At 48.9% G+C, this 13,149-nt stretch carries 9 protein-coding genes and 1 riboswitch; of the genes, 8 read left to right on the forward strand and 1 reads right to left on the reverse strand.

Going from position 1 to position 13,149, the window contains the following annotated elements:
• Nucleotides 1-25: 25 nt before the first annotated feature.
• The 6 genes from purC to guaA all read left to right on the forward strand — a co-directional run bounded on the left by purC (nucleotide 26) and on the right by guaA (nucleotide 8,567).
• Complete coding sequence (purC, locus tag P9B68_RS00455; protein ID WP_277668262.1) at nucleotides 26-730, forward strand: phosphoribosylaminoimidazolesuccinocarboxamide synthase; 705 nt, start codon at nucleotides 26-28, stop codon at nucleotides 728-730.
• A gap of 34 nt (nucleotides 731-764) precedes the next feature.
• Nucleotides 765-2,198, forward strand: a complete 1,434-nt coding sequence (purF, locus tag P9B68_RS00460) for an amidophosphoribosyltransferase (protein ID WP_135660108.1) — start codon at nucleotides 765-767, stop codon at nucleotides 2,196-2,198.
• A gap of 23 nt (nucleotides 2,199-2,221) precedes the next feature.
• Entirely contained in the window at nucleotides 2,222-3,652 is a 1,431-nt protein-coding gene (gene purB, locus P9B68_RS00465; protein ID WP_135659928.1) for an adenylosuccinate lyase, read from the forward strand.
• Between the two features lie 160 nt (nucleotides 3,653-3,812).
• Complete coding sequence (locus P9B68_RS00470; protein ID WP_277668263.1) at nucleotides 3,813-5,090, forward strand: adenylosuccinate synthase; 1,278 nt, start codon at nucleotides 3,813-3,815, stop codon at nucleotides 5,088-5,090.
• A 71-nt stretch (nucleotides 5,091-5,161) separates the two neighbouring features.
• A complete protein-coding gene (gene glmS, locus P9B68_RS00475; protein ID WP_135659925.1) occupies nucleotides 5,162-6,988 on the forward strand; it encodes a glutamine--fructose-6-phosphate transaminase (isomerizing) in 1,827 nt (608 codons plus the stop codon).
• A gap of 43 nt (nucleotides 6,989-7,031) precedes the next feature.
• Nucleotides 7,032-8,567: a glutamine-hydrolyzing GMP synthase gene (guaA, locus tag P9B68_RS00480; RefSeq protein WP_277668385.1), complete on the forward strand. Its 1,536-nt coding sequence runs from the start codon at nucleotides 7,032-7,034 to the stop codon at nucleotides 8,565-8,567.
• Between the two features lie 122 nt (nucleotides 8,568-8,689).
• Here guaA and P9B68_RS00485 read toward each other — a convergent pair whose 3' ends face one another.
• On the reverse strand, nucleotides 8,690-9,670 hold the full coding sequence (locus P9B68_RS00485) for a hypothetical protein (protein WP_277668264.1): 981 nt from the start codon (nucleotides 9,668-9,670) through the stop codon (nucleotides 8,690-8,692).
• Nucleotides 9,671-9,897: 227 nt separating this feature from the next.
• Nucleotides 9,898-9,982, forward strand: a riboswitch (ZMP/ZTP riboswitch).
• Between the two features lie 88 nt (nucleotides 9,983-10,070).
• Here P9B68_RS00485 and pflB point away from each other — a divergent pair.
• Nucleotides 10,071-12,302: a formate C-acetyltransferase gene (pflB, locus tag P9B68_RS00490; RefSeq protein WP_277668265.1), complete on the forward strand. Its 2,232-nt coding sequence runs from the start codon at nucleotides 10,071-10,073 to the stop codon at nucleotides 12,300-12,302.
• On the forward strand, nucleotides 12,302-13,051 hold the full coding sequence (gene pflA, locus P9B68_RS00495; RefSeq protein WP_135659917.1) for a pyruvate formate-lyase-activating protein: 750 nt from the start codon (nucleotides 12,302-12,304) through the stop codon (nucleotides 13,049-13,051). The genes pflB and pflA overlap by 1 nt, the downstream gene beginning before the upstream one ends.
• Nucleotides 13,052-13,149: the final 98 nt, after the last annotated feature.

Consider the following 13,149-nt stretch of genomic DNA (forward strand, 5'->3'; position numbering starts at 1 on the left):
AAAGAGAAACAGGAGGAATTTTATTATGAAAAAGTGTGAGCTTCTTTACGAAGGCAAGGCAAAAAAGGTTTATGCCACCGATGACGAGAATTATTGCATTGTCGATTATAAGGATGATGCAACCGCCTTTAACGGACAGAAGAAGGGGACGATCTGCGGCAAGGGCGTTGTAAACAATAAGATGTCGAACTACCTCTTTAAAATGCTGGAGGAGAAGGGCATTAAGACGCATTTCGTGGAAGAACTGAGCGACCGCGAAACAGTGGTTAAGAAAGTGGAAATCGTTCCCCTTGAGGTTATTGTCCGCAATAAGGCCGCCGGCAGCCTTGCAACAAGGCTGGGCATGGAGGAAGGCACGCCGATGAAATCCACCGTTCTGGAATTCTGCTATAAGAACGACGATTTGGGCGATCCAATGGTAAACGAGTACCATATTCTTGCGGCTGGGTTTGCAACCAAAGAGGAAATTGATCAGATCAGCGCAATGTCTTTGAAGATCAACGAAATTTTGAAGGAATTCTTCCTGTCTGTAAACATTGAACTGATTGATTTCAAACTGGAATTCGGCCGCTGTGCGGACGGAATCATCCTTGCGGATGAAATTTCGCCGGATACCTGCCGCTTCTGGGATGTGAACACCCACCAAAAACTGGACAAGGATCGTTTCCGCAGAGATATGGGCGGAGTGGAAGAGGCTTATGCCGAGGTAATGAAGCGCATTGGTTTATAAATTACAGGATGGTGAGTTTTTGAACAGCTCGATAATGGATTATGATGTTTTAAAACCGCACGAAGAGTGCGGCGTATTCGGCATTTATTCCGATGGCGACGTTTCTCCTGCTTATGCAACGTACAACGGGCTTCTTGCTTTACAGCACAGGGGGCAGGAAAGCTGCGGGATCGCGGTTTGCGACCGGGGAGTGGTTTCCTACTCCAAGGATATGGGCCTAGTGACGGAAGCATTCAACGATAAGATATTGGATAGTCTTAAAGGGCAGATGGCGGTCGGGCATGTCCGCTATTCCACTTCGGGCGGCAGTGTGCGTGAAAACGCACAACCGCTCGTTATGCGTTATATAAAAGGAACGCTGGCAATTGCCCATAACGGGAATTTAACCAACGCTTACGAGCTCCACCGTGTTTTGGAACGCAGGGGCTGTATTTTCCAGACAACGATTGATACGGAAGTCATCGCCTATATGATTGCGCGGGAACGTGTGGACGCTCCTTCTATCGAAGAAGCGGTGCGCCGCGCAATTCCAAAGCTTCAAGGCTCCTTTTCGTTGGTCATTATGAGCCCTCAAAAACTGATTGCCGCGCGCGATCCGCATGGTTTCCGCCCGCTTTGCATCGGAAAAATCGGTAATTCCACCGTTTTTGCTTCCGAAACCTGTGCGCTGGACGCTTGCGGGGCGGAGTTTGTACGCGATGTGGAACCGGGCGAAGTGGTTGTCGTTGACCAGGATGGAATGCGTTCCTTCCGGGATCCCGTTGATGTTGAAAAGTCCCTTTGTATTTTCGAGTATATTTACTTTGCCAGAACGGATAGCATTATCGACGGCATCAGCGTTTATGAAGCCCGCAAACAGGCCGGCCGGCTTCTTGCAAAGCAGCTTCCGGTTGAGGCGGATATGGTCATCGGCGTGCCGGAATCCGGTATAGACGCCGCGATTGGGTACAGCGAGGAATCCGGTATTCCGTACGAGAAAGGAATCGTAAAGAATACGTACATCGGCAGGACCTTCATTAAACCGAGCCAGTCGGAACGGGAACGCAGCGTGCGGATTAAGCTGAATGCGCTCTCGAACTGCGTGAAGGGCAAGCGGATTGTCATGCTGGACGATTCCATTGTCCGCGGAACAACCAGCGCGCGCATTGTTAGTATGCTGAAAGACGCGGGTGCCAAGGAAGTTCACCTCCGTATCAGCTCGCCGCCGTTTTTGTGGCCCTGCTATTATGGGACGGATATTCCCTCAAAGGACGACCTTATCGCGTGCCAGTACAGCATTGAAGAGATCGGAAAAATGAGCTTTGCGGATTCCATTGCCTTTTTAAGCGTTGAAAATCTGGCGAAGATCATGGGTAGCAGGAAAGGTTACTGCGACGCCTGTTTTTCCGGGAAATATCCCGCTCCTATTCCGGACTATTTAATAGCCAATAAGGACTATGATTATAGCACACCGATTAAACGTCTGTAATTTCCATTTTGGAGGAATTATAATTGAAAAATAGCTATGAATCGCCGTTATCATCCCGCTATGCGGACGAGGAAATGAAATATCTGTTTTCACCGGACAAGAAATTCAGAACATGGCGCAGGCTTTGGATTGCATTGGCAGAGGCCGAAAAAGAGCTGGGGCTGAATATTACGCAGGAACAGATTGATGAAATGTGCAAATACGCCGATGATATCAATTACGAGGTTGCCGAAGCCCGCGAAAAAGTAGTGCGCCACGACGTAATGTCCCATGTTTACGCGTATGGCCAGCAATGCCCGAAAGCGAAGCCGATTATCCATTTAGGCGCGACATCCTGTTATGTAGGCGATAACACAGATATTATTATTATGACGGAAGCGCTGAAGCTTATCCGCAATAAGCTGGTCGGCGTCATTCGCGTATTGTCGAAATTTGCCTTACAGTATAAGGATTTGCCAACGCTGGCGTTTACCCATTTCCAGCCGGCCCAGCCGACCACGGTGGGCAAACGCGCAACCCTTTGGATTCAGGATTTACTGATGGATTTGGAAGACGTGGAATACCAGTTATCCAAAGCAAAACTGTTGGGTTCCAAGGGAACAACCGGCACACAGGCGAGCTTTTTGGAATTATTCGACGGCGACCATAGTAAAGTAAAAAAGCTTGACGAAATAATTGCTAAGAAAATGGGGTATTCTTCCTGCTTTGCGGTTTCCGGCCAGACCTATTCCCGGAAGCTCGACAGCCAGATGCTCGCCGTTTTAAGCGGGATTGCGCAGAGCGCCGCCAAATTTTCGAATGACATCCGCCTGCTTCAGCACTTGAAAGAAGTGGAGGAACCGTTCGAAAAGAATCAGATTGGTTCCTCGGCGATGGCCTATAAGCGCAACCCGATGCGCAGCGAACGGATTGCTTCACTTTCCCGCTATGTGATTATCGACAGCTTGAATCCCTGCATTACGGAGGCGACCCAGTGGTTTGAACGCACGCTGGACGATTCCGCAAATAAGCGGATCAGTGTGCCGGAAGCCTTCCTTGCCGTCGACGGAATTTTGAATCTGTACGCCAATGTGGCGGACGGCCTGGTGGTATATCCGAAGGTTATCAACCAGCATCTTCTGCGTGAACTGCCGTTTATGGCAACGGAAAACATTATGATGGATGCCGTTAAACGCGGTGCGGATCGCCAGCAGCTCCATGAACGGATTCGTGTCCACTCGATGGCGGCCTCCCGCGTGATCAAAGAGGAGGGCGGGGAAAACGACCTGCTTAGCCGCATTGCAGCTGACCCGGCGTTTGGCGTTACTTTGGAGGAACTGCAGAAAATTGTAAGTCCAGAAAAGTATGTAGGCAGGGCGCCGCAACAGACGGAGGAATTCATTGCCGAGGTTGTCAACCTGCTTCTGCAAAAGTATGATTTCGTTTCCGAGGAGAAGCCGGAAATAAATTTATAAAGGGTAAATGAATTCGGAAAGAATTTTTATTTTAATTCCGCTTTGCTTTTAATGGCAATTGTGTTATTATTATAAAGTTGTTTTAAACATTACTGCCTAAATATGGCCGCAGGGCAGTTATTTTGCAAAATCCGTTGCGGCACGGCGGAGTGAAGGTTTTATGATTAAAGCAATTGTTGGTGCGAACTGGGGCGACGAAGGCAAGGGCAAAATTACCGATGTGGAAGCTGCCCAGTCCGATATTGTCGTCCGGTTTCAGGGAGGCAGCAATGCCGGTCACACTATTATCAACAATTATGGAAAATTTGCGCTGCATCAATTGCCGTCAGGTGTTTTTTACAGCCACATAACCAATATTATCGGCAACGGCGTAGCACTAAGCGTGGAGAATTTTATCAAAGAGATGAAATCGCTTGAGGAACGCGGGGTTCCGAAGCCGAATGTTGTGATTTCGGATCGCGTGCAGCTTGTCATGCCTTACCATATCCAGTTGGATACGTTTGAAGAAGCGCGGCTTTCTTCCCGCTCCTTTGGTTCCACAAAGTCCGGTATTGCTCCTTTTTATTCGGATAAGTTTGCCAAGATTGGTTTTCAGGTCAGCGAACTGTATGATGAAGAGGATGCGTTGAGAGGGAAAATTAACCAGGTCATCACATTGAAAAATGTGCTGTATGAACATTTGTACCATCAGCCGAAGCTTACCGTGGACGAGGTCTACAATAAGCTGATGGAGTACAAGAAATTGCTGGAACCGTATGTGGCGGATACTTTTACCTTGCTTCACAAAGCGGTGAAGGAAGGAAAGAATATCCTTCTGGAAGGCCAGCTCGGCGCGTTGAAGGATCCCGATTTCGGTATTTATCCGATGGTAACCTCGTCTTCCACGCTGGCCGGTTACGGCGCGGTCGGCGCGGGGCTGCCGCCTTATGAGATCAAGGAAATCATAGCAGTCGTGAAGGCGTATTCCAGCGCGGTCGGCGCGGGCGAATTCGTCAGCGAAATTTTCGGCGACGAAGCCGACGAGTTGCGCCGCAGGGGCGGCGACGGCGGTGAATTCGGAGCCACAACCGGCCGTCCGCGTAGAATGGGATGGCTGGATCTGGTTGCTTCACGCTACGGATGTCAGGCGCAGGGTGCAACATGCGTTGCCTTTACGGTGCTGGATGTGCTTGGCTATTTGGACGAAATTCCGGTCTGCGTCGCATACGAGCTGAACGGCAAGCGGATTGATTCTTTCCCGCCGACCAATCAGTTAAAGCACTGCAAACCGATTATCGCAAAGCTGCCAGGCTGGAAGTGCGATATCCGCGGAATCAAGAATTACGCAGATTTACCCGAAAATACACGCAGATACATTGAATTTGCGGAGAAAGCAATTGGGGTCCCGATCAAGATCGTTTCCAACGGTCCATCGCGCGAGAATATTATTTACAGATAACTCCATATAATAGAGCGCCAGCATTCCCTGCTGGCGTTCGTTAATTAACTTATCGAAGAAGGTGTATAATAATGTGCGGAATTGTTGGATACATCGGAGAAGATCAGGCTGCTCCCTTTTTACTGAACGGCTTGGAAAAGCTGGAATACCGAGGCTATGATTCGGCCGGAGTCGCTGTTTATAATGGTACCTCCCTTCAGGTTGCTAAAGCAAAGGGCAGGCTCAAGGTTTTGAGTGAGATGATTAACGGGGGAAGGGACGTTCCCGGTACCGTGGGGATTGGCCACACCAGATGGGCTACTCACGGAAAACCGTCGGACATAAACTCCCATCCGCAGGTGAGCGACTCGGGAAAATTTGCTGTCGTCCATAATGGAATTATCGAAAATTATCTTGCCTTAAAAGACTTGATGGTGAAAAAAGGCAAGGTGTTTGTATCGGAAACCGATACGGAAGTAGTGGCACAGCTTTTGGAGTATTATTATAAAGGGGATATTCTTGAGGCTGTCATCAAAGTCATTCATAAAGTGGAAGGCTCATATGCCCTTGGTATCATCTGCGCGGATGATCCGGATCAGGTTGTCGCGGTGCGGAAAGACAGCCCGCTGATTGTCGGCTTAGGAAAGGGCGAAAATTTTATCGCTTCGGATATTCCTGCGATTCTGAATAAAACTAGGGATATTTACCGTCTGAACGACAATGAAATTGCGGTTCTGAAACGCGATTCCGTTCTGGTTTATAACACCGATAAGGAAATTGTGACGAAAGAACCTGTCCATATTGATTGGGATGTATCAGCTGCCGAAAAGGGCGGTTATCAGCATTTTATGGCCAAGGAGATCATGGAGCAGCCAAAGGCTGTGCGGGATACGATTTCCCCCAGAATCCAGGACGGAAAAATCGTCTTGGACAAAATTACTTTAACGGCAGAGCAGATCAAGAGGTTTAAAAAAATTTATATCGTTGCGTGCGGTTCTGCATACCATGTAGGCATGATCGCCAAGTATGTTTTTGAGAAATTCGCAAGAATTCCGGTGGAGGTCGATGTTGCCTCCGAGTTCCGGTACCGTCAGCCGATTATGGATGATAAGGTTCTGGTGCTTGTAATTAGTCAGTCCGGAGAGACCGCCGACACGCTGGCAGCGCTTCGGGAGGCGAAAAATCTTGGCGTAAGAACGCTTTCTATTGTAAATGTTGTGGGAAGCTCGATTGCGAACGATTCGGACGATGTTATCTACACTTGGGCCGGGCCCGAAATTGCAGTTGCGACAACGAAGGCTTACAGCACACAGTTGGCGGTCGTTTATCTGCTTGCCATTTATTTTGCGGACAAACTTGGCACCATTACAGCAGAGGAATATTCCTCCTATATTTCGCAGCTGCAATCCCTGCCGGATAAAATTTCGGAGATATTGGCGAATAAGGAACAGATTCAGTACCTTGCATCCCAGTTCTTTAATGCAAAAGATGTGTTCTTCATCGGCAGAAATCTGGATTACGCAATGTCTTTGGAAGGCTCTTTAAAGCTTAAGGAAATTTCCTATATTCATTCCGAGGCTTATGCGGCGGGAGAATTGAAGCACGGTACCATATCGCTTGTCGAAGACGGCACTCTCGTGATTGCTTTAGCTACACAGGATGCGCTTTTTGACAAGATGATCAGCAATATGAAGGAAGTAAAGGCACGCGGAGCGGTTGTGCTCGGCCTTACAACCAAACAGAATAAAAAAATCGAACAGGTGGCCGATTATGCTCTTTACGTCCCCGAATTATGCGAAATGATGCTGCCTTCACTGGCGGTCGTCCCCTTACAGCTTTTCGCTTATTATGTAGCGTCCATGAAGGGCTGCGACATTGATAAACCGCGCAATCTGGCAAAATCGGTAACCGTGGAATAAAGAAAAGGGAAAACAGTTCAAAGAATGGAAGTGCGGCGATATGATGAAAAATGAAGCAATATTAATTCTCGATTTTGGAGGGCAATACAGTCAGCTGATTGCGCGCCGGGTTCGTGACTTGAATGTATATTGTGAAATTAAATCCTATAAAACGAATGTAGAACAAATTCGTTCATCCGGGTATAAAGGAATTATCTTTTCCGGCGGACCGAACAGCGTTTATACCGAAATTGCTCCCGTTTGTGACAAACAGGTCTTTGAACTGGGTATTCCTGTTTTAGGTATCTGTTACGGCGCGCAGTTGATGTCTTATTTGCTTGGCGGCAAGGTAAGCAGCAGCAAGGTTCGCGAATATGGAAAGACACCGGTGAATTTTCTGGAATCCGGTGCGCTGTTCCAAAATATTGAAAAGAATTCTGTCTGCTGGATGAGCCATACGGACTATATTTCCGTAGCGCCCGAAGGCTTTCAGATTACCGCGGTGAGCGATGCGTGCCCGGTTGCTGCGATGGAGAACGGCGCAAGGAAACTATATGCTTTGCAGTTCCATCCGGAAGTGGAGCACACCGTCCGCGGAAATGAAATATTAAAGAACTTTTTATACAATATCTGCGGGTGCAAGGGCGACTGGCAAATGGCATCGTTTGCTGCCGAGACCATACAGCACATTAAGGATACCGTTGGCGACAAAAAGGTGATTTGTGCGCTTTCCGGAGGGGTGGATTCTTCGGTGGCGGCCCTTTTGGTTCATAAGGCCATAGGCAAAAACCTGACCTGCATTTTTGTGGATCATGGCATGCTCCGCAAAAACGAAGGCGACGACGTTGAGAATGTATTCCGTAAGCAGTTTGACATGAATCTGATTCGCGTAAATGCGCAGGAGCGCTTTTTAGCCAAACTGAAGGGCGTTACCGAGCCGGAGCAAAAGCGCAAGATTATCGGCGAGGAGTTCATCCGTGTGTTTGAAGAGGAGGCAAAGAAGATCGGCCATGTCGATTACCTTTGCCAGGGAACAATTTACCCGGATGTAGTCGAGAGCGGAACCGGCGACGCCGCGGTGATTAAAAGCCACCACAATGTCGGTGGGCTGCCGGATGATGTCGGTTTCACCGGGTTGGTGGAGCCGCTGCGGAGCTTATTCAAGGACGAAGTGCGCAGGGTTGGTTTGGAACTGGGCATTCCGGAACATCTTGTCTGGCGCCAGCCTTTCCCGGGTCCGGGACTTGGTATTCGCATCATGGGCGAAGTTACCGCTGAAAAGCTTGCTATCCTGCAGGATGCCGATGCGATCTTCCGCGAAGAAATCGCTTTGGCGGGCTTGGACAAGAAAATCAATCAGTATTTTGCGGTTCTGACCGGCATAAAGAGCGTGGGAGTGATGGGGGACGGAAGAACCTACAGCAATACCATTGCTTTGCGCGGTGTAACAACCTCTGATTTTATGACGGCGGATTGGGCGCGGATTCCTTACGATTTGCTGGAGAAGGTTTCCAGCCGCATTATTAACGAAGTAAAACAGGTAAACCGCGTCGTTTATGATATTACGAGTAAGCCCCCCGCAACGATCGAGTGGGAATAAACAACACAAAGCCACAAATCCAGCAATCATACGGATTTGTGGCTTTTCTTGTCAATTGAAAACCCCACGCATAGCACGGGTTTTCAATTAACGAAATGCTCATTTTGCCTATGCAGTACAGCTTACTGCCTGCCGGATTGTTCCTGTCCGGATTGCTCTCCGACGGATTGCCCTTTGGACCCGCTTTCGGCTGCCTTTTCCAAAGCTTCTGTGTTTGACAACATGACTTTTCCTTTTATATCGACTAATTTCAGATTTTTCCCTTTTACAACCTTTTCCAGTTCTATGATTGATAGATCAAGTTTATTTGCCATATCCTGCTGCTCTTTGCCCAAGCTGTTTTTATACAGCTCCCAGACGGATTTCAGGTTGCTGATATCTGAGTCCGCCTGTTTCCAGTTAGAAGCTAACGAGTTCAGAATGGCACTTCTCGAATAATAGCGCACCCGTTTAATTTCCGGCGAAGGTTTTGGTTGAAAGAGAGAATATAAATCCGGTATATTGGCATAAACCTTGTTTGCGGCCAGCATGATATTCATCTTATTTTTGCTGCTTACGGTGTTGGACAAATTATTCAGCGCCGTGCTGAAATTATTAATCAACTCTTGTTTGGCGCCTTTTTTTACAGCCGCAGCCATTAAATTGTTCCATTGATAGTGCATCATATCTACGGTTTGGGAAACCGTGGTCATTGGGTCTGGCTGGCTGGAGGTCTGCGGCTGGCTTTGCTGCCCACCTTGGCTTTGCTGTGAGCTTTGGTTTGCCTGCGTGTACTGTCCCTCTTGTTGACCTTGGCTTCCCTGGCTGCTCTGGTTTTCCTGCGAGCTTGCATTATTCTGTCCTGACTGCGTGCTTTGGTCATTTTGCTGCATTCCCTGTTTGACCAGAACAGCCGGACCGTTCAGCGTTTTTATAATCATTTCAATATTATTTTCCAGGCCGATTAAATCAGGGAGGGCTTTTTCCGAGCCTTGATCTGCTTGGGAAGACGATTCAGTCTGTGTGGCTCCTGATTCAGAAGACTGCTGTGAACCACATGCAGTAAGCAGGGTAAAGACGAGAGATATGGATACTATTTTTGTGCATGCTGTTTTCACTTTCATATGAAATCCATTATCCTCCATGATTAAAATATATGATTATTATATCTTGTTGCGTCCAATTCATACTTTCTGTTCTCTTTTCAGATCCATGTTGTAGTTTTTGCGAGGCTTTTCTAGGTAAATCTGTACAATAACCGTAAGGAAACAAGGAGAAGAATGTAGAAAAAGGAAAGTTGCCGCCGGTTGACAAATCTTGCGCGGATACCTTATAATAAAAACACAATCGAACGGGCTTTTATTACTGACGGATTATGTGGATAAAACCACAGGGGAAAAAAGCCTTGAATTAAGCCGACCGTCTGGGCAGCATTTTGGTTTTGACCAAGTGCCGCCCTTTTTTATTTCTTTTTTCAGAGCGGACGGGGAAAAACCAGATGCCTTGAAAACAGAAGGAGAGTTTATGAACGAACAGGCATGGAAGAATTTTAACGGGGAACGCTGGAAAACGGAAATTAATGTCCGGGATTTTATCCAGGCAAATTACACGCCGTACGAGGGTGGTGACGAATTCCTTACTCCGGCGACGGAACGGACAAAATCGCTGATGGAAAAGCTGAACCATCTGTTGGAGCTTGAGCGGAAATCCGGCGGGGTGCTGGATGTTGACACCCGAACCGTCAGTTCGCTGAAGAGTTACCGCCCCGGCTATCTGGATCGGGAACAGGAGATTATCGTAGGGCTCCAGACAGACAAACCGTTAAGGCGGGGAGTCAATCCCTTCGGCGGGCTGAGAATGACGCGCGAGGCGTGCAAGGCATACGGGTACGAGCTTTCAAAGGAAGTGGAGAAGGAATTTCAGTACCGCACCACTCATAACGACGGTGTTTTCCGCGCCTACACGGATGAAATCCGCGCGGCGCGCCACTATGGCATTATTACCGGCCTGCCGGACGCCTACGGAAGGGGGCGCATTATCGGCGACTACCGGAGAGTTGCGCTTTACGGAATTGACCGGCTGATTGAGGAAAAGAAAAAAGACAAAGCAGAAATTGGTGCGCAGATTCTCGATGCTGACCACATCCGGCAGCTGGAAGAATTGTACCAACAGATCACGTTTTTAGGTTATCTTAAAGAGATGGCTGCCATGTACGGCTTCGACATCGCCAGGCCCGCGGAAAACGGAAAAGAGGCGGTGCAATGGCTGTACTTCGGGTATCTGGGGGCAATCAAGGAGCAGAACGGCGCTGCCATGAGCTTAGGGCGGGTCAGCACGTTCCTGGATATTTATTTTGAGCGCGATCTGAAAAACGGTGTTCTTACGGAGCAGCAGGTACAGGAAATTTTCGACGATTTTGTTATGAAGCTGCGTATGGCGCGGCACCTGCGCACGCCGGAGTACAACGAACTGTTTGCGGGCGACCCGATGTGGATTACCGAGTCGGTCGGAGGCATGGGCGAGGACGGCAGAACCCTGGTGACGAAAAGCTCTTTCCGCATGCTCCATACGCTATACAATTTAGGCCCCTCAGCCGAACCGAACCTTACCATCCTGTGGTCCAACAAGCTGCCGGAAAACTTCAAGCGCTATGCTGCGAAGGTATCCTGCGACACAAATGCCATCCAGTTTGAAAACGACGACGTCATGCGTCCGAAATTCGGCGACGATTATGGGATTGCCTGCTGCGTTTCGGCCATGCGCTTGGGGAAGGATATGCAGTTCTTCGGGGCAAGGGCAAACCTTGCGAAGCTTCTGCTGATGAGCTTAAATGGCGGCCGCGATGAAAAAAGCGGGCAGCAGATTGCCCCAAAGCGAACGCCTTATGAGGACGATATCCTCAATTATGACAAAGTCATGGAGAGCATGGCCTTTTACCGCGACTGGCTGGCGAAAACCTATGTGAGCGCCATGAACATCATCCATTACATGCATGACAAATACGCCTACGAAAAAACGCAGATGGCGCTGCACGACACCAATGTGCACCGTTTCATGGCGTTCGGCATTGCCGGGCTTTCGGTTTTGACCGATTCGCTTTCTGCGATTAAATATGCGAAAGTAAAATGTATCCGCGATGAAAGCGGGCTAATTAAGGACTTTGAAACCATTGGCGAATACCCGGCCTACGGCAACGATGACGACCGCGTGGATTTGATCGCGCAGGAACAGGTGAAACTGTTCTTTGAAGCCTTGAAAAAAAATCCGACCTACCGCAACGCGGAGCATACGCTTTCCATCCTGACGATAACGTCCAATGTTGTTTACGGCAAAAAGACCGGGGCAACCCCGGACGGAAGAAAATCCGGCGAGCCCTTTGCCCCCGGCGCAAATCCCATGCACAACCGCGAGAAGAACGGCGCGCTCGCGTCGCTGAACTCGGTTGCCAAGCTGTCCTATGATACCTGCAAGGATGGCATATCCAACACCTTTTCCATTGTGCCGCAGGCATTAGGGTACACCGAGGAGGATCGCCATAGGAATCTGGTGTCTATTCTGAACGGCTATTTTCTGCAAAATGCGCACCACATCAATGTGAACGTGCTGAACCGCGAAACGCTGATGGAAGCCTATGAGCACCCGGAACGCTACCCAAACCTGACGATCCGCGTATCCGGGTATGCTGTGAATTTTCACAAGCTGTCCAAGGAACAGCAGAGGGAAGTGATTTCCCGCACCTTCCACGAGGCGATGTGATGAAGGGCAGGATCCATTCCTTTCAAAGCCTGGGGGCGGTGGACGGCCCCGGCGTGCGTTATGTCGTGTTTCTGCAGGGGTGCACGCTTCGCTGCGCGTATTGCCACAACCCGGACACCTGGAATTTCGACGGGACGGAATACACAGTAGACGAAGTCCTGGAGAAAATTCTGCGCTACAAACCCTATTTTTGGGAAAACGGCGGGGTTACCGTTTCGGGCGGAGAACCGCTGCTGCAGTGGGAGTTCGTTTCTGAGTTGTTTCGCCGGCTCCATAACGAAGGAATCCATACGGCGCTGGACACCACCGGCATCGGTGACCCGGAGGGTGCTCGCTCGGTACTGCTTCAAACCGATTTGGTTCTTTGTGACCTGAAGTTTTCCGTTGCAGAGGATTACCTGCGTTATTGCCGGGGAAACATGGATACGGTCCTGCGGTTTCTAAAGCAAACGGAAAAACTGCGGGTGCCGCTGTGGATTCGGCATGTTGTTGTTCCGAATTTGACGGATGGCAGGGACCACATTCTGAAAATCGCGGAACTGGCTTCCGGATTTTCCAATTTGGAGCGGCTGGAGCTTCTGCCGTTTCGCAAGCTGTGCAGGAGCAAATATGAGGCGATGGGCCTTCCGTTCCCGTTCAGCGATTACGACGAATGTACCGACGCAAGGATTCGGGAACTTTATCAAATGATCGAAAACCGATTTCCGAAAATGGCTGGGTACTTTCATTTCGAAAAGAAAGCATTGTAAACTGAATTTTGTTAAAACTGGACACCATTAATTGATATTTATAAAAGCAAAGAGGCTTCCGTTGTTGCGGAAGCCCCTTTGCTTTATGATAGATGTAA

Origin of the sequence: Caproiciproducens galactitolivorans (assembly GCF_029266045.1) — a bacterium.
Lineage (GTDB): Bacteria > Bacillota > Clostridia > Oscillospirales > Acutalibacteraceae > Caproiciproducens > Caproiciproducens galactitolivorans.